Raw genomic sequence first — 24,365 nt, 5'->3', positions numbered from 1 at the left:
TCAGCGTCCATCAAAAGATTGGGGGGAAGCAACCGGTGCCGGCGTGGCGACAGCGGACTTGTTGGCGCGGCGCAACTGGCTGTAGAGCGGAATGACCACGCTCACCAGCACCAGGCCAGCGCCGACGATGACACCCACCAGCAGCGCGGCGATCAGGGCCACGCCCACCGAGGTGTGCAGTTGGGTAAACAGCAGGTTGATCGACATCGCGGTCATGTTGACCGCACCGATGATCAATCCAAGGATCAGTACCGCCAGCAGGACCAGCAGACGAAAAACCTTCATGCGACAGCTCCAGTGGCAGGAGTCCGTAGCTTATCCGACTCGCGGCTGGATTCGCACGCGGTGGCGCGACGGCAGGCTCAGGCCGGATCGGCGTCCAGCGGCAGCACACTGCTGACCCGCTCGCGCAGTTCCTTGCCCGGCTTGAAATGGGGGACATGCTTGCCCGGCAGGGCAACCGATTCGCCGGTCTTCGGGTTGCGACCCAGGCGCGGCGGACGATAGTGCAGCGAGAAGCTGCCAAAACCACGGATTTCGATGCGATCCCCGGCGGACAGCGATCCGCCCATCATTTCCAGCAACGACTTCACCGCCAGATCGACATCATCGGCCTTCAGGTGCGCCTGGCGGCGCGCAAGGATTTCGATCAGTTCGGATTTGGTCATTACCGGCTCACATCAGGGGTATCCCAGCCTGAAACGGCCCGGGCAATGCCCGGGCCGTCCAGGAAACAACGAACAGCGTAAGGCCGATTACTCGGACTTGTTGCCGTTCAGCTGTGCACGCAGCAGCGCGCCCAGCTGGGTGGTGCCGCTGGAAGCCGAAGAGGACTGGTATTCCTCCAGCACTTCGCGCATTTCAGCGTCGTCCTTGGCCTTGATCGACAGCTGCAGGGTACGGCCCTTGCGGTCCATGCCCACGAACTTGGCTTCGACCTTGTCGCCGACCTTCAGGTGCTGGGTGGCGTCGTCAACGCGCTCGTTGGCGATGTCGCGGGCCGAGACGTAACCTTCGATGCCGTCAGCCAGCTCGATGATCGCGCCCTTGGCGTCGACTTCCTTCACCACGCCTTCGACCTTGGAGCCCTTCGGATTGGCAGCCATGTACTGGCCGAACGGATCCTGCTCCAGCTGCTTCACGCCCAGGGAGATGCGCTCGCGCTCCGGATCGACAGCCAGGACGACGGCGTCCAGGGTATCGCCCTTCTTGAAGTTGCGAACGACGTCTTCGCCGGTGGTGTTCCAGCTGATGTCGGACAGGTGGACCAGGCCGTCGATGCCGCCGTCCAGGCCGATGAAGATGCCGAAGTCGGTGATCGACTTGATCTGGCCCGACACCTTGTCACCCTTCTTGTGGGTGGCAGCGAAGGTTTCCCACGGATTGGCGGCAACCTGCTTCATGCCCAGCGAGATACGGCGACGCTCTTCATCGACGTCCAGCACCATCACTTCGACTTCATCACCAACCTGGACAACCTTGGACGGGTTGACGTTCTTGTTGGTCCAATCCATCTCGGAGACGTGCACCAGGCCTTCGACGCCCGGCTCGATCTCAACGAACGCACCGTAATCGGTGACGTTGGAGACCTTACCGAAGACGCGGCTGTTGGCCGGGTAACGACGGCCGATGTTGTCCCACGGATCCTCGCCCAGCTGCTTCAGGCCCAGCGAAACGCGGTTGCGCTCGCGGTCGAACTTCAGCACGCGGACGTCCAGCTCGTCGCCGACGTTCACGACTTCCGACGGGTGACGCACGCGCTTCCACGCCATGTCGGTGATGTGCAGCAGGCCGTCGATACCGCCCAGGTCCACGAACGCGCCGTAATCGGTCAGGTTCTTGACGACACCCTTCAGGATCGCGCCTTCCTGCAGCTTGTCCATCAGCTGCTCGCGCTCTTCCGAGTGCTCGCTTTCGACGACAGCGCGGCGCGAGACCACGACGTTGTTACGCTTGCGGTCCAGCTTGATGAGCTTGAACTCGAGTTCCTTGCCTTCCAGGTAGGCCGGATCGCGCACCGGGCGCACATCGACCAGGGAACCCGGCAGGAAGGCGCGGACATCCTTGATGTCCACGGTGAAACCACCCTTGACCTTGCCGCTGATGCGGCCGGTGATGGTTTCGTTCTTTTCCAACGCTTCTTCCAGCTCGTCCCACACCATCGCGCGCTTGGCCTTCTCGCGCGACAGGACGGTTTCGCCGAAGCCGTTCTCGATCGAGTCGAGGGCGACCTTGACGATGTCGCCTTCGGCGACGTCGATTTCGCCAGCGTCGTTACGGAACTGTTCGATCGGCACGATGCCTTCGGACTTCAGGCCAGCGTTGATCACCACGACGTCGCCGCGGACTTCAACAACGGTACCGCTGACGATGGCGCCCGGCTTCAGCTTGGCCAGGTTGGCCTGGCTGGCTTCAAACAGTTCGGCAAATGATTCGGTCATTAGATTTACTCTGTTGGACACATGGGTCGGTGGCGTCCCCTTCAGGGGAATGGCGACCGCCCGCCTGTTGGTCGACCCCGGAAACGCAGGTCGTGTGTAGTAGGAAAACCGCCACGCATCATTGCGCGACGGAGCTGGTACAGCACTGCTATGCGCGACCACCACCGATGTTGCTGGCAGTGCTCCCGCGCGAACGGATCAGGCAGCCGGAACCGGAAGCAGATCCATCACTCTGGCAACGACATCTGCGATGCCGATGCCTGTGGTGTCGATGAGGACAGCATCGTCTGCCGGCTTCAGGGGCGCCACGGTACGCTGAGCATCACGGGCGTCGCGGGCCATGATCTCGCGCAGGAGGTCATCAAAGTTAACAGAAACCCCCTTGTCTTTCAACTGCTTATGCCGGCGCTCGGCGCGCTCCTCGGCACTGGCGGTCAGGAAGACCTTGTAGGGGGCGTCCTTGAAGATCACCGTGCCCATGTCGCGGCCGTCGGCGACCAGGCCGGGCAGCTCCCTGAATGCGCGCTGGCGCTCCTTCAGGGCCGCTCGGACCTCCGGAATGGCGGCAATGGCCGAGGCCAGGGCGCCGGTGGTCTCCAGGCGCAGCTCGTCGGTGGCATCGGTGCCATTGACCATGACCCGCATCGACTCGCCCTGTTCAACAAACTGAACATGGGTATCGAAGGTGCAGCGCACCAGCGCCGAGGCGTCGGAGGTGTCGATGTCTGCCCAGCTCGCGGCCACGCCCACTGCGCGGTACAGCGCGCCCGAATCCAGGTAATGCCAGCCCATCCGGCGCGCGATGATGCGGCTGATGGTACCCTTGCCGGCCCCGGAAGGGCCGTCGATGGTCAGGACGGGGGCGAGTGGATTCATGGGGGTCCCAGAGCGTGTGAAGGGGTCATTCTAGCCCCTGCCAGACACCCCCAGCGGGATCTTTTGTGCAACCACTTGAAACCACGAGGAAAAGCCCGGTAGAATGGCGGGCTTGAACGAGCGTCAACTGCCGATTGTCTTTCGCATATCGCGGCCACGCTCCACCCGAACAACTACTGTTTACGCCGAGGTATGCCATGAAAGTCCTGTCCTCCCTGAAGTCGGCGAAGGCCCGTCACCGTGACTGCAAGGTCGTGCGTCGTCGTGGCAAGATCTTCGTCATCTGCAAGTCGAACCCGCGTTTCAAGGCGCGTCAGCGCTAAGCCCAACAGCCTTCGCGGCTGCGGCTGGCCCTACGCGGGGCCGACCCGATTCAAAAAGCCGCCTTCGGGCGGTTTTTTGTTTATGCGGCTTTTTCCTGCCGTTTTTGCTGTAATCGCCTTTCTTGACCACTGGGGAGTAGATCGAGATGAAGCGTTACCTGTCCGCCCTGGCCGTGATGGCCACCTTGGCCGCCGCCACACCGGCACTGGCCGATACCCTGCTTGTCGACCGCGCCCGCGAGAAGCCGGCCGGTGCCCTGCCCGTGCGCGGCCAGAGCATGCAGCAGGTGCAGGCGCAGTTCGGCGCGCCGAGCGAACAGCTGCAGCCGCGCGGTGGGCAGAAGCGGCAATGGCCGACCATCAACCGCTGGGTGTACCCGCAGTTCACCGTCTACTTCGAGAAGCAGAAGGTGATCGAAGTGGTGGCCAACCAAGCGGACCCGAACGAAATCGGCCCGAAACCGCCGATCCGTTGATCCCTTTACCCGCCGTGGGCGGGCCTGTGTAGCGAGACCATGAACCAGACCCTTCGTTTTCCTGCCGAGTGGGAAGCCCAGAGCGGCGTCCTGATTGCCTGGCCCACTGCCGACACCGACTGGGCTGACCGCCTGGGCCAGGTGGAAGAGACCTACATCGCCCTGGTCGCGGCCATCACCCGCTTCCAGCCGGTGCTGATCTGCGTGGCCGACGATGATGTGGAGACCTACGCCGAGATGCGGCTGCGCTCCAACCGCATCGACATGGACAAGGTCCACTTCACCACGGCGGCCTACGACGATACCTGGCTGCGCGACTCCGGCCCGATCACCCTGCGCCGCGCCGATGGCGGTTTCCAGCTGCTGGATTTCCGCTTCACCGGCTGGGGCGGCAAGTTCGACGCCACCCTGGATGACCAGCTGGTGGGCGTGCTCGACCAGGCCGGCGTGTTCAACAACGCCCCGGTGCGCAGCATTCCGTTCGCGCTGGAAGGCGGCGGCATCGAGACCGACGGTGAAGGCACCCTGCTGACCACCTGGAAGTGCCTGCACGAGCGCCACCCGGACCGCGACCGCGCCAGCCTGAGCGCCGACCTGGCCGACTGGCTGCAGCAGGACCGCGTGCTGTGGCTGGACCACGGCTACCTGGAAGGCGACGACACCGACGCACACATCGACACCCTCGCCCGCTTCGCCTCGGCTGACAGCATCGTCTACCAGGCCTGCGACGACGAGAGCGACTCGCACTACGCCGAACTGCAGGCGATGGGCAATGAGCTGGCGGCGCTGCGCACCAAGGACGGCCAGCCGTACCGCCTGTTCCCGTTGCCGTGGGCACAGCCGGTGATCGACGAAGGCCGTCGCCTGGCCGCGTCGTACGCGAACTACCTGATCGTCAATGGCGCGGTGCTGATGCCGGCCTATGGCGATCCCGCCGACGACCTGGCCCGCGATGTGCTGGCGCAGGCGCACCCGGGCCGCGAGATCGTGCAGGTGCCCTGCCGCTCGCTGATCTGGCAGAACGGCAGCCTGCACTGCATCACCATGCAGCTGCCGGAAGGCCTGCTGAAGGCATGACGGATGATGCCGGGCCCCGCCCGGCACCGCTTTTGTAGCGTCGAGCCATGCTCGACTGGCTTCTTGTAGAGCCGAGCCCACGCTCGGCTGGCCGCTCGCGCGATCGAAGCAGAGCGCAGCCGAGCATGGGCTCGGCTCTACAACACCGGCCATTCAGCACGCGACACGCCGTCGCCGCCCATCCGCGCTAACATGCTGGTTTTCCCCCGCAGGAACGCCCCGCATGAACTCGCGCAGCCCCCTTACCGTCGCCCTGATCCAGGAGCGCAACCACGGTGATGCCGCCGCCAACCTGGCGGTGATCGAAGCACGCGTGGCCGAGGCGGCTGCGCAGGGTGCCAAGCTGGTGCTGCTGCAGGAACTGCATAACGGTCCGTACTTCTGCCAGCACGAGTCGGTGGACGAGTTCGACCTGGCCGAGCCGATTCCGGGCCCGAGCACCGAGCGCCTTGGCGCACTGGCGAAGAAGCATGGCGTGGTGCTGGTCGGCTCGCTGTTCGAGCGCCGCGCTGCCGGCCTGTACCACAACACCGCCGTCGTCTTCGAGAAGGACGGTACGTTGCTGGGCAAGTACCGCAAGATGCATATCCCGGACGACCCGGGCTTCTACGAGAAGTTCTACTTCACCCCGGGCGACATCGGCTTCAAGCCGATCGATACCTCGGTGGGTCGCCTCGGTGTGCTGGTCTGCTGGGACCAGTGGTACCCGGAAGCGGCGCGCCTGATGGCGCTGGCCGGTGCCGAGCTGCTGCTGTACCCGACCGCGATCGGCTGGGATCCGGACGACGTGCAGGACGAGAAGACCCGCCAGCGCGACGCCTGGGTGCTGAGCCACCGCGGCCACGCCGTGGCCAATGGTCTGCCGGTGCTGAGCTGCAACCGCGTCGGCCATGAAGCCTCCCCGCTGGGTGCGTCGGGCATCCAGTTCTGGGGCAACAGCCACGTGCTGGGCCCGCAGGGTGAGTTCCTGGCCGAAGCCGGCACCGATGCCACCGTGCTGCTGTGCGACGTTGACCTGCAGCGCAGCGAGCACGTGCGCCGCATCTGGCCGTTCCTGCGCGACCGTCGCATCGATGCGTACGGTGACCTGCTCAAGCGCTACATCGACTGAGCCGGAGCCCGCGCATGGCCGTCCTCATCCGTGATGCCGGCCCGGCCGACATCGCCGCGATCACCGCAATCTATGCGGTGGAAGTGACCGACTTCGTCAACACCTACGAGTACGACATCCCGGACGCGACCGAGATGCTGCGCCGCATGCGCGACATCATCGATCGCGGCTTCCCCTACCTGGTCGCCGAGATCGACGGCCAGGTGGCCGGCTATGCCTATGCCAACACCTACCGCACCCGCGTCGCCTACCAGTGGACCGTGGAAAACTCGGTCTACGTCGATGCCGGCTTCCAGGGCAAGGGCGTCGGCACCGGCCTGCTGCAGGCCCTGATCGACGCCTGCGTGGCGCGTGGCTACCGGCAGATGGTGGCGGTGATCGGCGAACCGACCAATACCGCTTCAATCAAGCTGCACGAACGCTTCGGCTTCGAGCTGGTCGGCGTGTTCCGTGGCCTCGGCCGCAAGCACGGCCGCTGGCTGGATACCGTGCAGATGCAGCGCGCGCTCGGCGATGGCGCCGACACCGCACCTTCCAATGAATGAACCCATGACCGAAACCCTTCCCGAGACCGGCGACGACCTGTTCGCCGGCCAGCCGGTACGCGTCGTCGAACGCGACGGCGTGCGCTACACCCTGCTGGGCACTGCCCACGTTTCGCGCGCCAGCGTCTTGGCGGTGGAAAAAGCCATCGACAGCGGCCGCTTCGATGCCGTTGCCGTTGAACTGGACCCGCAGCGCCTGCAGGCACTGAGTGATCCGGACACGCTGGCCAAGCTCGACCTGGTCGAGGTGATCCGCAAGGGCCGCGTCGCCCTGTTCGCGGCCAACCTGGCGCTGTCCGCCTACCAGCGCCGCTTGGCCGAACAGCTGGACATCGAGCCGGGCGCCGAACTGAAGCGCGCGGTGGAACTGGCCCGCGAACGCGACCTGCCGGTGTACCTGATCGACCGCGAGGTCGGCCTGACCTTCCGCCGCGCCTCGCAGCGGCTGGGTTTCTTCGGCAAGCTGAAGCTGGTCGCCGGCCTCGGCGCCGGCCTGTTCTCGTCCGAGGAAGTGGGCGAGAACGAGATCGAGAAGCTCAAGCAGGGCGACATGCTGGAATCGAGCTTCGGTGAGTTCGCCAGCGAGAGCCCAGCGCTGTACGAGACCATCATCGGCGAGCGTGACCGTTACATGGCCACGCGCCTGCGCGAGGAGCACAACCCGCAGCAGCGTGAAGTGCTGGCGGTTGTCGGTGCCGGTCACCTTGCAGGGCTGGCGCGTTACCTGGAAACCGACACCGAGGCACCGGCGCCGCTGCGCGCCGAGCTGGAAGCGGTACCGAAGAAGCGCAACATTCCGTGGTTCACGCTGGGCATCCTGGCCATTGTGGCGACCGGCATCGGCGTGGGCTTCTACCGCGGCGGCCTCGGCGTCGGTACCGAACTGCTGGCGACCTGGGCGATGTATACCGGCGGCCTGGCGGGCCTGGGCTGCCTGCTGGCCGGCGGCCATCCGCTGAGCATCCTCACTGCAATCGCGGTGGCGCCGTTCAAGCCGTTCCGCCTGAGCATCCCCACCGGCGCGTTCTCGGCGCTGGTGGAAGCGCGCCTGCGCAAGCCGGCCTACGAGGATTTCCTCAAGCTGCGTGACGATGCGCAGAGCCTGAAAGGCTGGTACCGCAACCGCGTTACCCGCGTGGTGCTGACCTTCATGCTGACCAACATCGGCAGCATGCTCGGCCTGTGGCTGACCACCTTCAAGGTGTGGGGCAAGGTCGCGGGGTAGGCCTTTCAACCGGCCACAGAATCTGTAGCGCCCGAGCCCATGCTCGGGCGACGCCGCGACGCGGCGAACAGCAGCCGAGCATGGCTATGCCGGCCGTCCTGGCCGACACCCTCCGGGCCCTCGCAAGCGACGTTGGCAGCGGCTCCTGCCGCTGCCTTCGGCTCTACAGAGGCAAACAGACGCGACGAGCGAAAAAAAGGGGGAGGCCGCCCCACTACGACCGGCCTCCCCCACACCACAACACGTTGTCGCGCATTACGGTCGAGCAAGCTCGACCACTACACCGGGGTACCCGCCACGACCTCCAGGCCGCGCGCACGGCGGATCAGCCGCGTCACGGCATTGCGCAGGTCATCCAGCACCGCGTAGATGGTCGGCAGGAACAGCAGGCTGACCACGGTCGAGAACGCCAGGCCGCCAGCAATCGCGCGCGCCATCGGCGCGTACTCCGGGCCGTTGCCAAACATCTGCGTATTGGTCAGCGAGATCGGCACCATCGCCAGGATTGCCGTGCCCATGGTCATCATGATCGGGCGCAGGCGCTCGCGCGAGCCTTCAACCAATGCCTGCGTGCGGCCCATGCCGCCGCGCCGCAGGTTGTTGATGTGCTCGATCATCACGATGCCGTTGTTCACCACCACGCCCATCAGCACCAGGATGCCGATGAAGGACATGATCCCGAACGAGGTGCCGGTGATCCAGAACAGCCAGAACACGCCGAAGATCGAGAACAGCACGCCACTCATGATTGCCGCCGGGAACAGCAGCGACTCGAACACCGCCGCCATCACCACGTAGATCATCACCAGCGCGATCAACAGGTTGAACACCATCTGCTGCATCGCTTCGTCATCGTTGCCGTAGTCACCGCCATCGAAGGTGAAGCCATAGCCGGCCGGGAAGTTCATCGGCTTGAGCACCGACTCCATCGCCTTGCGGCCATCCGGTGCGGTGACCTTCTCGGCCAGGTTGGCCTTGATGGTCAGCGTGGTCTGGCGGTTGGTGCGGCCAATCTGGGTGGCCGACGAGCCGACGTCAACGGTGACCAGGCTCAGTAGTGGCACGGTGCGGCCATCGCCGGTACGCACGCTGAAACCGGCCAGGTCTTCCGGGCTGCTCTGCTCGGCGCCAGCGAAGCGCACCCATACCGGTACTTCGTTGTCGCCGCGGCGGAACTCGCGCATCGGCGCACCGCGCAGCGCCAGGCCGACGAAGCTCGCCACCTGCTCGGCATTGAAACCAAACGCCGCCGCACGCTCGCGGTCAACGCGCACCTTCAGCTCGCCGCCCTTCTCGCCATTGTCGATGCGCACATCGCGCAGCTCGGCGCGCTGGGCCAGCAGCGGCACTACTTCCTGGCCGATCTCCTGCAGCATCGAACTGGAGTCGCCGACCAGCTGCACCTGCACGCCCTGGTTGCCGCCACCACCGCCGTCGCCACCCTGGTTGCCGACGAAGTAGTCGGTACGCGCCGACTTCGGCAGGCCCTTGCGCAGTTCTTCCTGCAGCGCCTTGATGTCCTTGGCGTACTTCTCGTCCAGGGTGACCACGGTCGAGCTGCCTTCCTGCTCGCTGTACCAGGAATAGACCTGCTTGACGTGCAGGCGTTCACGGTTGGCGTCGATCCAGTTCTCCACCCGCGCCACTTCCTCGGACATCTGCCGGTAGGTGTAGGCGCCCTTCCACATGTAGCCGATGAAGATGTCCTTGCCGCCGTCACCACCGAACATGTCGATCTTGGTCAGCTTCATCGGCACCAGGCTGACCAGCACCACCAGCAGAATGCCGAGCAGGCTCCAGCCACGATGGTGCAGCGACCAGTCCAGCAGCCTGGCGTAGCGGCGCTGCAGGCGCGCGATCATGCCGGTCTGCGAGTGAACCAGCTTGGGCGTGGCCATGCGCGCGGACAGCATCGGGATCAGGCTGACCGCGACCAGCCACGAGGCCAGCAGCGAGACCGAGATGGTGATCGCGATCTGCGCCATGAAGATGCTGATGTTGTTGGTCTCGCCGAACAGGTTCGGCACGAACACGATGCAGTGGCACAGCGTGCCGGCGCTGAGCGCGATGGCCACGTTGCGGGTGCCGATGATCGAGGCCAGCCGCGGCTGCCCGGGCAGGCGCTCGCGCTCCTGGTAGATGCTCTCCACCACCACCACGGCGTTGTCGACCAGCATGCCGACGGCCAGCAGCAGGCCCATCATGGTCAGGATGTTCAGCGTCACCCCGACGAAGTACATGAAGCCCAGGGTGATGGTGAAGCAGATCGGGATGGCCAGGGTGACCATCAGCGTGGACGGCCAATGGCGCAGGAAGAAGAACAGCACCGTCACCGACAGGATCAGGCCGACCGCACCGGCCTCGGCCAGTTCCAGCAGCGAGGAGGTCACCGCCTTGCCCTGGTTGTCGATCACCTTGATCTGCACGTCGCGCATCGACGCCTCCGCACGGATCGACTCGACCTCGGCCAGCGCCGCGCGCGAGACTTCCACCAGGTTGGCGCTGCGCTCCTTGAAAATATCCAGGCCGACGGCCGGGTTGCCATCGAGGCGGCGCCCATAGTTCATCCGCGCCGGCTTCAGGCGCACGTCAGCGATATCCCCAAGGCGCAGGCCCTTGGCGTTGATCACCAGGTCGCGCATTTCCTGCAGGTCGGTGATCTCGCCCACCGGCTGCACGCGCACGCGCTGGCCGTTATCGTCGATCTGCCCGGCGGAGATGGAGAAGTTCAGCGTGCGCAGGCGCTCGCTCAGCTCATTGATGCTCAGACCGTGCGCGTTGAGGCGGTTCGGATCGATGGCGATCTCCACCTCGTTCGGCGGCGCGCCGGTGATGTCGACGCGGGCCACGCCGGGGATGCGCTCGATGCGCCGCTTGAACTCGCGGTCGAGCATGTCATAGGCAGTGGTCAGGTCGGTGGTGCTGGCCAGCCGCACCTTCAGCACCGGCTGGTCACTGCTGGACCACTTGAACACGTTGTAGCGCTGCAGGTCATCGGGCAGGTCGCTGCGGATCGCATCGATGCGTTCGCGTGCATCGGAGGCGGCGATGGCGATGTCGCGGTCCCAGTCGCTGAACTCGATGAAGATCAGCGCCGCCTCGGAGGTGGCCGACGAGCGCATGCGCTTGATGCCGGTCATCGTCGCCAGCGATTCCTCCACCGGGCGGATGATGGTCCGCTCCACTTCCTCCGGGGTTGAACCGGTGTACGGGATCTGCACGAACAGGAACGGCGCGGAGATGTCCGGCAGCGCTTCCAGCGGCAGCCGGAACGAGGCGATCAGGCCGATCACCACCAGTGACACAAAACACATGATGGTGGTGACCGGACGGCGGATGGAGAATTCGGCAACACTCATGCCGGCTCCTCCACACCCGCCGCGCTGCCTGCTGCACCCGGCTCGATCTCACCGGCGTGCTTGCGGCCACGCTCGCGGTAGTAGGCATCACCGCGGCGATCCATCAGGTCGTACACCACCGGGATCACCAGCAGGGTGAGCAGGGTCGACACCAGCAGGCCACCGATCACGGTGATTGCCATCGGCGCACGCACTTCAGCACCCTCGCCCATCGCCACCGCCAGCGGCAGGAAGCCGAACAGCGTGCACAGCGTGGTCATGATGATCGGCCGCAGGCGCGAGCGCGCACCTTCCACCAGGGCCTCATGCTTGGCCACGCCGGCCTCGCGCAGCTGGTTGACCTTGTCGATCAGGATGATCGCGTTCTTGGTGACCAGGCCCACCAGCAGGATCAGGCCGATGAACACCACCACCGAGATGGGCTTGCCGGTCAGCATCAGTGCCAGGATCGCGCCGACCAGCGCCAGCGGGATGGTGAACAGGATCACGAACGGATGCAGCAGCGACTCGAACTGCGACGCCATCACCAGGTAGACCAGGAAGATCGCCAGGCCGAAGGCGAAGATCAGCGACTTCGCAGCTTGCGCCAGCTCCTCACCCTGGCCGCCGATGTGCAGGCCGACACCCGCGCCCAGCGGTTGCTCGGCGACCATCTGCTGCACTTCACGCATGGCCGCCCCCAGATCGATGTCGCGCAGGTTGGCCGAGACCACGGCCACGCGGGTCTGGTCGGCACGATGGATCTCGCTGGGGCCGGTGGTGGCAACCACTTCGGCAACCGCGTCCAGCGTCACCGGACGGGTACTGCCGGGATTGACGATCAGGCGACGGATGCTTTCCACGCTGGCACGATCACCTTCCTGTGCACGCACCAGCACGTCGATCTTGCGGTCGCGGAAGCTGTAACGGGTGGCGACATCACCGCGCACCTTCTTGACCACCACATCGGCGATCTGGCGGGTGGTCAGGCCCAGCGCACCCGCGCGTTCCTGGTCGAAGCGGATCTGGATTTCCGGGAAGCCCTCCTCCACCGTCGACTTCACGTCGGCGTAGTGCGCGTTGCCGCGCAGCATCGCCGCCAGGCGCTGGCCGGCCACTTCCAGGGTCGCCATGTCCTGCCCGCGCAGCTCGATTTCCAGCGGCGTGGAGAAGCTGAACAACGCCGGGCGCGCGAAGTCGACCTGGGCACCCGGATGCTGGGTCATGGTGTCGCGCAGGCGCTCGGTGATCTCCGCTTCGGTGCGCGCGTTGCCGCCGCCTTCCATCACCACGGTCAGCTTGCCGATGTTCTCGCCGCTTTCGGTCGGGCTGGCATCCAGGCGGGTGCCGCTGCCACTGACACCATACAGCGAGGCCACGCCTTCACCCTTGCCATGCGCCAGCTGCAGCTCGCGCACCAGCGCATCGGTCTGCTTCAGCGGCGTGCCGGCCGGCAGCTTCACCGTCATTTCGAAGCGGTCCTGTGCCAGCTGCGGAATCAGGTCGGCACCGAGCATCGGCACCAGCGCCATGGTCGCCACGAAGATGATCGTGGCCACGCCCAGCACCTTGCCCGGATGCGCCAGCGCGCTCGGCAGCAGTCGCAGGTAGCCGCGCTCGGCACCGGCATAGGGCTTCATCGCCAGATCGCTGGCCTTGCGCATCACCGGGCCAACCACCGCCACCACGCCACGCCACGCCCGCACGACCAGCCAGGCCAGTGCATAGAAGCTCCAGCGCGCGGTCGCCACGGCACCACGGCGACCCAGCGCCACCGGCTTCTGCCAGCGGTTCTGCGGCTGCCACGGCTCGTTCGGTGCCTCTTCCGGGAACGCCAGCGGCGGCCGTCCCTTCAGCGAGCTCAGCATCGGGATCAGCGTCATCGACACCAGCAGCGAGATCGCAATGGCGATCGCCACGGTCAGTGCCTGGTCGCGGAACAGCTGGCCGGCGATGCCGTCGACGAACACCAGCGGCAGGAACACCGCGATGGTGGTCAGGGTCGAGGCGACCACCGCCATGCTCACTTCGCGGGTACCGACGATGGCCGCCTGCAGGATGCCCAGGCCACGCTCGCGGGCCTTGGCGATGCTCTCCAGCACCACGATCGAGTCGTCCACCACCAGGCCGGTGGCCAATGCCAAACCGCCCAGCGACATCACGTTCAAGCTCAGGCCGAGCTGGCCCATGAAGAAGAACGTGGCGATGATCGAGACCGGCAGCGACAGGCTGATCACGAACGTGCTCCAGCCATCACGCAGGAACAGGAAGATGATCAGGATCGCCAGCAGGCCACCGATCACCGCATCCTTCTTGACATCGGCGATGGCGTGCTCGATGAAGCGCGACTGGTCCTCGATGGTGGTCATCTCGACGTCGGACGGGAACGTGCCCTTGATCTGCTCCAGGCGCTTGCGCAGCGCTTCGGCGGTGGACACGGTATTGGCGTCGCCTTCCTTGTAGATCGCCAGTTCGACCGATTCCTTGCCGCCCAGGCGGATCACCGCTTCGCGCTCCTTGTAGCCCTGGCGCACGGTGGCCACGTCCTTCAGGCGCACCGGCACACCGTTGGCGACCACGCTGGAGCCACCACCGGACGATGCGCTCTGCGCCGCCGAGGCCGCCGCGATGGCTGCCGCCGAACCGGTCGAGGCGGCGATGTTGAACATCTGCTGCAACGCCGAGTCGGCGGCGCTGCCGTTCGACGCCTGGGTGGTGACCAGCAGGTTGCGGATCTCCTCCAGATCGGCGAACTGGTTGACGGTACGCACCAGGAAGCGCTGCGAACCTTCCTCCAGGCGGCCGCCGGAGATGTTGATGTTCTCGTCCTTCAGGCGCTTGATGACGGTGTCGATTGGCAGGTTCAACTGAGCCAGCTTCTGCTGGTCGATGTCGACCTGGATCTCGTCCTCGAGGCCACCGCCAACCTTGACCGCCGCCACGCCGGTGACCGGCTCCAGCTTCTTCTTCAGGTCTTCATCGGCATAGCGGCGCAGGCCGGTCAGCTCGCGGATCGCGTCGGCATCGCTGGCCGGTGCCGCCTTGTTCGACAGCACCAGGCGCATGATCGGCTCGGTGGACGGATTGAAGCGCAGCAGCACCGGGGCCTTGGCCTCCAGTGGCAGGTTCAGCGCTTCCATCTTGTCGCGCACCTCCAGGCTGGCCTGGTCCATGTTGGTGCCCCAGGCGAACTCCAGCACCACATCGCTCTGGCCGGTGCGCGAGACCGACTTCAGCTTGCGCAGGTTCTTGACCACGCCGACCGCTTCTTCGACCGGCTGGGTGATCAGGGTTTCGATTTCGGTCGGCGCCGCACCGGTGTACTCGGTGCGCACGGTCAGCGTCGGGTAGCTCAGGTCGGGCAGCAGGTTGACCTTGAGGTTGCCCAGCGCGATCAGCCCGAACAGCAGCAGGGTGACCGTGCACATGGCGATGGTCACGCGGCGGCGGGTGGCGAATTCCACCAGGCCGCCGCGCATGCCCGCGGCGGCGCCGTCACTCGCCGGCGAGGCACCGTGGTCGTGGCCCGGGGCGGTCATTGCTTGCTCCCGGCCTTGTCTGCCGGCTTGGCGGCCGCTGCGACCGTCTTCGCCTTTGCCTTCGGATCGGCGATCACCTGCACTGCGGTGCCGTCGCGCAGCGCGACCTTGCCGGCGGTGACCACCTGATCACCGGCCGCCAGGCCATCACGGATCTCCACCCACGGGCCCTCGGCGTAACCCAGCTTGACCGGAACGCGTGCGACCTTGCCTTCGCGCACCCGGAACACCGCCGGCTCACCGTCGTCGAGCAGCGCCAAGCGCGGCACCACCAGCGCATCGGCACGCTGGTCGTAATCGATGCGGATGCGCCCGAACATGCCGGGCTGCAGCGCATGGGCCGCGCCATCGAAGGCGCTGACCACGCGAAACGTGCCGCTGCCCGAATCCACCACCGGCGCGATGCGGTCGACGGTGCCGGTGAAGCTCTGGCCCGGCAGCGCGTCGGCCGCCAGCGTCACCGGCTGGCCGGCGCGCAGGGTGGCCAGCTCACGCTCGGGCACGTTGAGGGTGGCTTCCAGGCGCGAGTTGTCGACGATGCGGAAGATCGGCGTGTTGATCTGCACGAAGTTGCCGGTCTTGATCGAGCGCGAGGCGATCACGCCGGAGATCGGCGCCACCACCGTGGTGTAGGACAGCTCCAGCGTGGCCAGGCGGTACTGCGCACGGACGTTTTCCAGGTCGTAGCGCAGCTGGTCAACGCTGGCCGCACTGACCAGCTGCTGGACGACCAGCTTCTGTGCACGCTGATAGTCGTTTTCCAGCTTGCGCATCTGCGCTTCGCTCTGCGCCACGGCCAGGCGTGCGCGGTCCGGGTCCAGGCGCACCAGCGGCTGGCCAGCGGTCACCCGCTGGCCTTCCTCGACCAGCACCGCCAGCGCCACGCCGGAGGTCTTGGCGACCACCTGCGATTCGGCGCGTGGTTCCAACGCGGCGGTACCGGTGTAGCTGGCCGCGACGGCACGGTGGCTGGCCACGGCCACTTCGACCGGGACCGCGTCGACCTTCTTCTCCTCCTTGGTCTCGGCGGCCTTGGCTTCGGAATTGGGCCCTGCGGCGCAACCGCCCAGCAGCAGGGAGGTGGAGATCAGCAGTGCGGCAGCGCAGATTCCGCTGCGACGGCCGGACAGGAAGGTTGGGTGCGACATCGTCAGGTCCCTGGAGGATGCGTGGACAGGTGTGGTAGCAAAGTAATGCACCACTTCACGGCAACACCATATCCCAAAGGTCATGGTGCCTTCGTGCCACTGGTCGGCCCGCCCCCCATTTCAGCTAGATGAAACCTGGGGCTATACTCGGGTCGTTCCGTACCCCACGCCGGAACGACCAGACCCGAATCCCCGGAAACGACACCATGCGCCCGCAGCCGCTCGCCGCTTGTCTCGCTCTGGCCGTCCTCCTGCCCCTTGGGGCCGCCGCACAGCCCGCTCCTGCTCCTGCCACACCGGCCCCGGCCCCGGCTCCCGCCGCTGCGCCAGCGCCTGCCGCACCCACCGGCAACTTCGACAATGGCCGCGTCCTGGCCTACACCTGCCAGGGCTGCCACGGCATCACCGGCTACAAGAACGCCTACCCCAGTTACCGGGTGCCGAAGATCGGCGGCCAGACCCAGCAGTACCTGGCCCAGGCCCTGACCGAGTACCGCCAGGGCAAGCGCCGGCATCCGACGATGCAGGCGCAGTCGATGAGTTTCAGCGAACAGGAGATCGCCGATCTCTCTGTTTACCTGTCCACCGTCAAGTAAGGCCCGCCCATGTCGAAAGCCGCGCATCCGATGCGTCACGCCATCGCCCTGTCCGTTGCCCTGCTGCTGGCCGCCTGTTCACAGTCGCAGGTGGAAAACAGCGAGAAATCCGCCGCCGACCCGGGCCATGCCAGCGGCGAACACGGCTCTTCTTCTTCGGCCGGCCTGCCCGCAGGCCGCGAGGCCGCCGGCGAAGCCCGCGCCAAGGTGAAGGGCAAGGCCACCAACCAGAGCTGCATCGACTGCCACGGGGCCGACGGCAATGCGCCGATCGATCCGACTTACCCGAAGCTGGGTGGGCAGTACGGCGATTATCTTGCGCACGCACTGCAGGCCTACCGCGCGGGTGACCGTCAGCACATGCTGATGACACCGCAGGCGAAGGACCTCAGTGATCAGGACATCGCCGATCTGGCGGCGTATTTCGGTAGCCGGCCGAGCCAGTTGCGGGATCTGCACGGGGTCAAATGACCGCTCTGCGCGGATCATGACTGCTGCAATCTGATGCGTTCATGGGCGTTACTTTTCTTTGCGCGCAAAGAAAAGTAACCAAAAGAAACGCTCCGCCGTCCGCGAGCCGATGCTACGCACCGGTACCCTGCGCTCCTCGGTCCACCGAGGGACGGCGCGGGAACTCGCTGCGCTCAGACACCCGCGCCTCTTCGCCCTCGCCGGACCTGCGGTGCTCGGCTCGCTTCAAGGCGGAATCAGATCAAAAACCACAGCCGCCCGCAGGGCGAGACGGCCGTGGTAGCCGCTCAGCCTTCCAGCTCTTCCCAGCGTGCGTACGCGGCATCCAGCTCGGCCTGCACCTTGGCCAGCTGCTGGGTGTGCGCGGTCACTTCGGCGCTGCTGCGGGTGTAGAACGACGGATCGTTCATCGCCGAGGTCAGCCCTTCGACATCGCCTTCCAGCTTCTCGATGGTCTTCGGCAACTGCTCCAGTTCGCGCGCTTCCTTGTAGGCCAGCTTGCGCTTCGCTGCGGCCGGAACTGCGGCCGTCGGGGTGGCCGGTGCAGCAACCGCCGGCTTGGCTGCCGGAGCCGCAGCAGGCGCTGCGATGCTGGCCGCATAACGCTGCCAGTCGCTGTAGCCGCCGACGTACTCACCGATCACGCCGTCGTCTTCCATCACCAGCGTGGAGGTCACCACGTTGTCGATGAAGTCACGGTCGTGGCTGACCAACAGCAACGTGCCGGTGTAGTCGCCCAGCAGCTCTTCCAGCAGCTCCAGGGTTTCCACGTCGAGGTCGTTGGTCGGTTCGTCCATCACCAGCAGGTTGGACGGCTGCGCGAACAGCTTGGCCAGCAGCAGGCGGTTGCGTTCGCCACCGGACAGGCGGGTGATCGGTGCGCGCGCACGTTCCGGGGTGAACATGAAGTCCTGCAGGTAGGCATGCACGTGCTTGCGCTTGCCGTTGAACTCGAGGAAATCGCGGCCTTCGGCCACGTTCTCGATCGCGCTCCAGTCTTCGCGCAGCACCGCGCGGTACTGGTCGAAATAGGCGATCTGCAGGTTGGTGCCGGCGTTGACTTCGCCCTTGGCCGGCTGCAGTTCACCCAGCAGCAGTTTCAGCAGCGTGGTCTTGCCGCTGCCGTTGGGGCCGATCAGGCCGATGCGGTCGCCACGCAGGATGGTGGTGGTGAAGTCGCGGACCATGGTGCGCTCGCCGAAGGCGAACGAAATGTCCTTGACGTCGATGACCTTCTTGCCGGAGCTGACGCCCTGCGCGGCTTCCATCTTGACGTTGCCACTGAGATCGCGGCGCTGCGAACGCTCGGTGCGCATCGCCTTCAGGCGGCGCACGCGGCCTTCGTCGCGGGTGCGGCGGGCCTTGATGCCCTGGCGGATCCACACTTCTTCCTGCGCCAGCAGCTTGTCGAAGCGCGCGTTTTCCTGCGCCTGCGCATTGAGGCGTTCCTCGCGGCGGCGCTCGTAGTTCGCCCAGTCGCCCGGCCAGCTGGTGACCTGGCCGCGGTCGATCTCGACGATGCGGGTGGCCAGCGCACGCAGGAAGCGGCGGTCATGGGTGACGAACACCACGCTGCCACTCCAGCCCTTCAGGAACGCTTCGAGCCAGTCGATGGCTTCGATGTCGAGGTGGTTGGTCGGTTCGTCCAGCAGCAGCACATCCGGGCTGGACACCAGCGCGCGGGCCAGCAGCACGCGGCGCTTCATGCCGCCGGACAGGCGGCCGAACTCGGCCTCGCCGTCCAGGTCGAGCTTGGTCAGGGTTTCGCTGACGCGCTGGTCCAGGCCCCAGCCGTTGGCGGCGTCGATCTTGGCCTGCACGTTGCCGAGGGCTTCACCATCGAAGACCTCGGCATGGCTGAGGTGGTGGAATTCGGCCAGCCACTGGCCCAGTTCGCCGAGGCCATCGGCGACGACGTCGAACACCGAGCCGGCCGCGCCGTGCGGCACTTCCTGCTCCAGGCGGGTGACACGCACGCCCTGCTGCACGCGGACTTCGCCGTCATCGGGCTTGTGGTCGCCGGACAGCAGCTTGAGCAGGGTGGATTTGCCGGCGCCGTTGCGGCCGATCAGGGCGATGCGTTCGCCCGGCTCGATCGACAGTTCGGCCTTTTCCAGCAACAACGGGCCGCCGACGCTGAAGTCGACGTTCTGTAGGGTAATCAGAGGCATCCGGATATTGTACGGGTTGGGGGCGTCGGCCGGGTTGCACCCGGCACCCGCAGAGGCAACGTCAACCGCCGAAGCAACAGCTGAAGCAGGTTTCCTGTGGGCTGGCGAGGCGGTGTGGGTCTGCAGGACACGCCGTAAACCCATCCTTGGGGGCTCGATGGCGCCATCCGTGGCGCCAACGGTCCTGCAAACCCACACCGCCCCGCCTCTGACAGCTTCCCGCGATCTGTCGGAACGGCATTCTGCTCTGGTGGGTGTCGAACTTGGTCGACACGGTAGATCCACGCCATGCGTGGATGAACGCTGGAGGGACTGTCGATGGATGGGATCCACTGGGGTTCTGATGGATTACCCCACCTCCCCCAACAACGCCTGCAACCCCGGCAACCATTGCTTGCCCGGGTGGCGGACCAGCCACAGGGTGCGTTGCAGGGCGGGCAACGGGGTTTCGAGCACACGCAGGCGGCCCAGGGCCAGGGGCTCTTCCAGCGCGTGACGCGAAAGACAGGCCAGGCCGAGGCCGGCGATGGCGGCCTGCTTGATTGCTTCGGTATTGCCCAGTTGCAGGGTCTGGGCGAAGCCGCGCAGATGCGGCAGCAGGGCCTGTTCGACGGCTTCGCGGGTGCCGGAGCCGGGCTCGCGCAGCAGCCAGCGAGCGCGGCGCAGTTCGTCCAGCGACCAGCGCGCGGGGGTGTCGGCGGCAGCCACGATCACCAGCGGATCCTGCTGCCAGGCCGTGACCTGCAGGCCGCGTTCGTGGCAGGGGCCTTCGATCAGGCCTGCGTCGACGTCCAGGCGCTGCACAGCGGCGACCACGCCGGCACTGTTGTCGATGCGCAGATCAACCTCGGCCTGCGGCGCCTGGCGCAGCAGCTCGGCGATGCGTGGTGGCAGCAGGTAGTTGCCGATGGTGGTACTGGCCGCCAGCACCAGCCGCAGCGGTGCCCCCTGTGACGGGTCGCCGCCGGCGGCCAGCTGCCGCTCCAGATCGGCGGCGTTGACCAGCAAGGTACGCGCCGGCTCCAGCAGTGCGCGGCCGTGCCCGTTCAGCGCCAGGCGGCGGCCGATGCGGTCGAACAGCGGGGTACCGAAGTGCGCTTCCAACTCCTGCAGGGCGGCGCTGCTGGCCGATTGCGAAAGCGCGATGGCCTGGCCGGCGGCGGTGGTGCTGCCGTGATCGGCGATGGCGACGAAGACCTGCAGCTGGCGCAAGGTCAGGCGCATGGCACTTACCTCCTTGATGGGTAGGTTTCACCCATATTATTCGTTTTACAGGTCATCGTCTCAGGCGCACGCTTGCCCCATCTCTCCAGCGCTGCCCGTGCCATGAACGCCCCTGCCCTCTCCCCCTGGTCCCTGCCCGCCCTGCGCCAACGCTGGCAGCCGCGCCTGCCCGGCCTTCTGCTGGTCGGCCTGATCGCGGCGGCGTCGCTGTACCTGGCCGAGCTGCCCTGGTTGCAGGCACACGGCCTGAGTGCGCTGACCGTGGCCATCGTCGCCGGCATCGTGGTCGGCAACACGTTCTACCCGCGGCTGGCGCCGAGCAGCGCGGCCGGTGTCGGCTTTTCCAAGCACTGGCTGCTGCGCGCTGGCATCGTGCTGTACGGCCTGCGCCTGACCTTCCAGGACATCGGCCATGTCGGCGTCACTGGCGTGCTGATGGACGTGCTGGTGGTCGCCAGCACCTTCGGCCTGGCCTGCTGGCTTGGTGTGCGCGTGTTCAAGATGGAGCGTGAGGCAGCGATGCTGATCGGTGCTGGCAGCGCGATCTGCGGTGCGGCAGCGGTGATGGCCGCCGAACCGGTGGTGCGCGGCCGCGCTGCGCAGGTCACGGTCGCGGTCTCTACGGTGGTGGTGTTCGGCACGCTGGCAATGTTCCTGTATCCGGCGTTGTATGCACTGGTGCAGTCGCACGGCTGGCTGGCAATGGACGCGCGCGAATACGGTCTGTTCACCGGTGCGACGGTGCATGAAGTGGCACAGGTGGTGGCGGCAGGCCGCGCGGTCAACGAAGCGGCGGCCGACACGGCGGTGATCACCAAGATGGTGCGGGTGATGCTGCTGGCACCGTTCCTGGTCGCACTGTCGCTGTGGCTGGCGCGCGGCGGCAAGGCCAGCGCCGACGGCAGCAAGGCGCGCATCGTGGTGCCGTGGTTCGCGTTCGGTTTCGTGGCGGTGGCCGGTTTCAACTCGCTGCATCTGCTGCCGGCGGGCCTGCAGGCCGGGCTGGTGCAGCTGGATACCGTGCTGCTGGCGATGGCAATGGCCGCGCTGGGCCTGACCACCCACGTCTCAGCGCTGCGCCAGGCGGGCCTGAAGCCGCTGCTGCTGGCGCTGATCCTTTTCGCCTGGCTGCTGTTCGGGGGGTTGGCGATTCATCAGGGCGTGTTGGCGGTGCTGGGCTGAGCCTACCCCCGATGTAGAGCCGAGCCGACGCTCGGCTTCAGAGGTGAAGCAGCCGAGCATCGGCTCGGCTCTACAAAGGGCAGCCGCGCGCGACCGGACGGGTACAATGCGTCATGACTGACTTCTCGACCCTGCCGCTGAGCCCGGCCCTGCAGCCCGGCCTGGATGCCCTCGGCTACACCACCCTCACCCCCGTGCAGGCGCAGAGCCTGCCGGCCATCCTGGATGGCCGCGATGTGATCGCACAGGCGCCGACCGGCAGCGGCAAGACCGCCGCCTTCGGCCTGGGCCTGCTGCAGGCCATCGACCCCAGCCTGATCCGCGTGCAGGCGCTGGTGCTGTGCCCGACCCGCGAACTGGCCGACCAGGTCGGCAAGCAGATCCGCAAGCTGGCGACCGGCATCCCCAACCTGAAGCTGTTGCTGCTGGTCGGTGGCGTGCCGCTGGGCCCGCAGCTGGCGTCGCTGGAAGGCCATGACCCGCACGTGGTGGTCGGCACGCCCGGCCGCGTGCAGGAGCTGGCACGCAAGCGCGCGCTGAACCTGGGCGCGGTGCGCACGCTGGTGCTGGACGAGGCCGACCGCATGCTCGACATGGGCTTCGAGGAGCCGATCCGCGAGATCGCCGGCCGCACCCACAGGGATCGCCAGAGCCTGCTGTTCTCCGCCACCTTCCCCGACAGCATCCGCGCCATGGCGCGTGACCTGCTGCGCGATGCGGTGGAAGTGACCGTGGAAGGTGCCGACCAGGCACCGGCCATCCGCCACCTGTTCTGCGAGGTGGAACCGGCACATCGCCAGAAGGCGCTGGCCGGCCTGCTGCTGAAGTACACGCCGGAGTCGGCGGTGGTGTTCTGCAACACCCGCAAGGACGTGGACGAAGTGGCCAACTCGCTGCAGCAGTTTGGCTTCTCCGCACTCGCCCTGCACGGCGACATGGAACAGCGCGACCGCGAGGAAGTGCTGTTGCTGCTGGCCAACCGCAGCTGCAACGTGCTGGTGGCCAGCGACGTGGCCGCACGTGGCCTCGATGTGGAAGAGCTGGCGGCGGTGATCAATTACGAGCTGCCAACCGACGTGGAAAGCTACCAGCACCGCGTGGGCCGTACCGGCCGTGCCGGTGCCAGTGGCCTGGCGATCAGCCTGGTGGCCGGTCGTGAAAAGACCCGTGCCGAAGCCATTGAAGCGCAGATGGGGCAGCCGCTGGACTGGCAGAAGACGCCGCTGGCAACCTCGCGCCCGGCCGAATTGCCGCAGGCGGCGATGCGCACCCTGCGCATTGATGGTGGCAAGACCGACAAGCTGCGCCCGGGCGACATCCTTGGCGCGCTGACCGGTGATGCCGGCCTGTCAGCCAAGTTCATCGGCAAGATCGCGATCTTCCCGACCCGCTCCTACGTGGCGATCGCCCGAGAGCAGGCCAACAAGGCCGTCGCCAAGCTGGAAGCCGGCAAGATCAAGGGCCGTCGCTTCCGCGTGCGGATGATGTGATTGAAGCAGCGTTGCCAACCACAGTTGGCAACGACCTGACCCGGTAGTGACCAACCTTGGTTGGCCCATTCCGTGGCGTCAGTCGCGAAAGGTGCTGCCAACCAAGGTTGGCAACTACCGGTTCGCAGATACCTGCCTGATCAGAACACCAGTTCAGTATGCAGCGGCAGGTCCGATTCCCAGCGCGCACGACCGCCGAGGCCATCGAGCTCGACCAGCACGCCGGCACCGACCACGTCAACGCCCAGGCGGCGCACCAGCGACAACGCAGCGACCAGCGTGCCGCCCGTGGCCAGCACGTCGTCGATGATCGCCACGCGGGCACCGGCCGGGAGCGCATCGGCGTGCACTTCGATGCAGTCGCTGCGGTATTCCAGCGTGTATTCCTCGCGCAGCACCTGACCCGGCAGCTTGCCCGGCTTGCGCACCGGCACGAAGCCCACGCCCAGTTCCAGCGCCATGGCGGCACCGAGGATGAAACCACGCGATTCGATGCCAACCACCGCGTCCAGCTTCTGGTCGCGCCAACGGTCGGCCATCGCGGTGATGGCACCGCGGAAGTCCTCGCCATGGGCGAGCAGCGGCATGATGTCCTTGAAGAGGATGCCGGGCTTGGGGAAGTCGGCGATGTCGCGCAGGCGGGAGGCCCACTGCGGAGCGACGAGGGCGTCGGTCATGTCACGTTGGCTATCTGATGGCGGCATAGGGTACCTGTTCCGGGCGCCGGCTGCCTGTTGGGGGTGTTCGGCCGGGCTGCGCCCGGCACCTGCAGAGGCTTCAAGCAACGGCAACGGCAACAGCAGAAGCTGGTTTCCTGTGGGATGGCGGGGTGGGTCCGGTTGCGGGGGCCGCTGCAAGTACGTCCATGTAAGCTCGGTCGCCGCATCCATGCGGCTCACGCCCCCGCAACCGGACCCACCCCGCCTTCGACAGGTTCCTGCGATCTGTCGTAGATCCACGCCATGCGTGGATGAATCTCCATCGAAATCGAATATTTCGAGAATTGAACAAAAAGCATTCACGCATGGCGTGGATCGACCGTGTCGACCAAGGTCGACACCTACCCACAGCGGCGGGAATCTGTCGGAGGTGGGGCGGGGGGGGGGGGGGGGGGCCGGGGGGGGGCGGGGGG

The 24,365-nt window shown here is 66.4% G+C and carries 20 protein-coding genes; 10 read left to right on the top strand and 10 right to left on the bottom strand.

Annotated features, from left to right (window positions below):
* From AC13FN_RS05920 to cmk, 4 genes are all read right to left on the bottom strand, one after another.
* Entirely contained in the window at window positions 1–285 is a 285-nt protein-coding gene (locus tag AC13FN_RS05920; RefSeq protein ID WP_010484569.1) for a LapA family protein, read from the bottom strand.
* 77 nt (window positions 286–362) lie between these two features.
* A complete protein-coding gene (locus AC13FN_RS05915) occupies window positions 363–668 on the bottom strand; it encodes an integration host factor subunit beta (protein WP_005409286.1) in 306 nt (101 codons plus the stop codon).
* A gap of 87 nt (window positions 669–755) precedes the next feature.
* Window positions 756–2,441: a 30S ribosomal protein S1 gene (gene rpsA, locus AC13FN_RS05910; RefSeq protein ID WP_005416230.1), complete on the bottom strand. Its 1,686-nt coding sequence runs from the start codon at window positions 2,439–2,441 to the stop codon at window positions 756–758.
* Between the two features lie 198 nt (window positions 2,442–2,639).
* Window positions 2,640–3,317 (bottom strand): (d)CMP kinase, encoded by a 678-nt coding sequence (gene cmk, locus AC13FN_RS05905; RefSeq protein WP_010484566.1) that lies wholly within the window; start codon window positions 3,315–3,317, stop codon window positions 2,640–2,642.
* A 197-nt stretch (window positions 3,318–3,514) separates the two neighbouring features.
* Between cmk and ykgO the strand changes: the two genes are divergently transcribed.
* The 6 genes from ykgO (at window position 3,515) to AC13FN_RS05875 (ending at window position 8,074) form a co-directional block, all read left to right on the top strand.
* Window positions 3,515–3,640, top strand: a complete 126-nt coding sequence (gene ykgO / locus AC13FN_RS05900; protein ID WP_005409283.1) for a type B 50S ribosomal protein L36 — start codon at window positions 3,515–3,517, stop codon at window positions 3,638–3,640.
* A 176-nt stretch (window positions 3,641–3,816) separates the two neighbouring features.
* The gene (locus AC13FN_RS05895; protein WP_482984859.1) at window positions 3,817–4,116 is read left to right on the top strand and encodes a hypothetical protein; all 300 of its coding nucleotides are present in this window, start codon (window positions 3,817–3,819) and stop codon (window positions 4,114–4,116) included.
* A gap of 39 nt (window positions 4,117–4,155) precedes the next feature.
* A complete protein-coding gene (locus AC13FN_RS05890) occupies window positions 4,156–5,193 on the top strand; it encodes an agmatine deiminase family protein (protein WP_088480442.1) in 1,038 nt (345 codons plus the stop codon).
* Between the two features lie 223 nt (window positions 5,194–5,416).
* On the top strand, window positions 5,417–6,304 hold the full coding sequence (locus AC13FN_RS05885; protein WP_005409280.1) for a carbon-nitrogen hydrolase: 888 nt from the start codon (window positions 5,417–5,419) through the stop codon (window positions 6,302–6,304).
* A gap of 14 nt (window positions 6,305–6,318) precedes the next feature.
* Window positions 6,319–6,849 (top strand): GNAT family N-acetyltransferase, encoded by a 531-nt coding sequence (locus AC13FN_RS05880; protein WP_049437233.1) that lies wholly within the window; start codon window positions 6,319–6,321, stop codon window positions 6,847–6,849.
* A gap of 4 nt (window positions 6,850–6,853) precedes the next feature.
* Window positions 6,854–8,074 (top strand): TraB/GumN family protein, encoded by a 1,221-nt coding sequence (locus AC13FN_RS05875; RefSeq protein ID WP_482984853.1) that lies wholly within the window; start codon window positions 6,854–6,856, stop codon window positions 8,072–8,074.
* Between the two features lie 278 nt (window positions 8,075–8,352).
* On the opposite strand, the gene AC13FN_RS05870 is transcribed toward AC13FN_RS05875, so the two are convergent.
* From AC13FN_RS05870 to AC13FN_RS05860, 3 genes are read right to left on the bottom strand one after another with little or no spacing between them, the layout of a single operon-like run.
* A complete protein-coding gene (locus AC13FN_RS05870; RefSeq protein WP_482984854.1) occupies window positions 8,353–11,433 on the bottom strand; it encodes an efflux RND transporter permease subunit in 3,081 nt (1,026 codons plus the stop codon).
* Window positions 11,430–14,951, bottom strand: a complete 3,522-nt coding sequence (locus AC13FN_RS05865) for an efflux RND transporter permease subunit (protein WP_482984855.1) — start codon at window positions 14,949–14,951, stop codon at window positions 11,430–11,432. Before AC13FN_RS05865 ends, AC13FN_RS05870 begins: the two co-directional genes overlap by 4 nt.
* A complete protein-coding gene (locus AC13FN_RS05860) occupies window positions 14,948–16,099 on the bottom strand; it encodes an efflux RND transporter periplasmic adaptor subunit (RefSeq protein WP_010484552.1) in 1,152 nt (383 codons plus the stop codon). The genes AC13FN_RS05865 and AC13FN_RS05860 overlap by 4 nt, the downstream gene beginning before the upstream one ends.
* Before the next feature lie 206 nt (window positions 16,100–16,305).
* Between AC13FN_RS05860 and AC13FN_RS05855 the strand changes: the two genes are divergently transcribed.
* Both AC13FN_RS05855 and AC13FN_RS05850 read left to right on the top strand, forming a co-directional pair.
* Window positions 16,306–16,695, top strand: a complete 390-nt coding sequence (locus AC13FN_RS05855) for a c-type cytochrome (RefSeq protein ID WP_005413034.1) — start codon at window positions 16,306–16,308, stop codon at window positions 16,693–16,695.
* A gap of 9 nt (window positions 16,696–16,704) precedes the next feature.
* On the top strand, window positions 16,705–17,166 hold the full coding sequence (locus AC13FN_RS05850; RefSeq protein WP_019661289.1) for a c-type cytochrome: 462 nt from the start codon (window positions 16,705–16,707) through the stop codon (window positions 17,164–17,166).
* Between the two features lie 287 nt (window positions 17,167–17,453).
* Here the strand turns inward: AC13FN_RS05850 and AC13FN_RS05845 are convergent, their stop codons facing one another.
* Both AC13FN_RS05845 and AC13FN_RS05840 read right to left on the bottom strand, forming a co-directional pair.
* A complete protein-coding gene (locus tag AC13FN_RS05845) occupies window positions 17,454–19,337 on the bottom strand; it encodes an ATP-binding cassette domain-containing protein (RefSeq protein ID WP_482984856.1) in 1,884 nt (627 codons plus the stop codon).
* Window positions 19,338–19,685: 348 nt separating this feature from the next.
* The gene (locus tag AC13FN_RS05840) at window positions 19,686–20,561 is read right to left on the bottom strand and encodes a LysR family transcriptional regulator (protein ID WP_049437239.1); all 876 of its coding nucleotides are present in this window, start codon (window positions 20,559–20,561) and stop codon (window positions 19,686–19,688) included.
* Window positions 20,562–20,663: 102 nt separating this feature from the next.
* Between AC13FN_RS05840 and AC13FN_RS05835 the strand changes: the two genes are divergently transcribed.
* Together AC13FN_RS05835 and dbpA are read left to right on the top strand one after the other, a co-directional pair.
* Entirely contained in the window at window positions 20,664–21,743 is a 1,080-nt protein-coding gene (locus AC13FN_RS05835; protein WP_329922336.1) for a YeiH family protein, read from the top strand.
* Window positions 21,744–21,856: 113 nt separating this feature from the next.
* Window positions 21,857–23,233: an ATP-dependent RNA helicase DbpA gene (dbpA, locus tag AC13FN_RS05830; RefSeq protein ID WP_054171514.1), complete on the top strand. Its 1,377-nt coding sequence runs from the start codon at window positions 21,857–21,859 to the stop codon at window positions 23,231–23,233.
* 140 nt (window positions 23,234–23,373) lie between these two features.
* Here the strand turns inward: dbpA and AC13FN_RS05825 are convergent, their stop codons facing one another.
* Window positions 23,374–23,910, bottom strand: coding sequence for an adenine phosphoribosyltransferase (locus AC13FN_RS05825; RefSeq protein ID WP_043397250.1), 537 nt, complete (start codon window positions 23,908–23,910; stop codon window positions 23,374–23,376).
* Between the last annotated feature and the right edge of the window lie 455 nt (window positions 23,911–24,365).

The sequence above is a fragment of the Stenotrophomonas sp. 115C5 genome (assembly GCF_056861055.1).
This window is presented reverse-complemented; position numbering and strand designations above follow the sequence as displayed.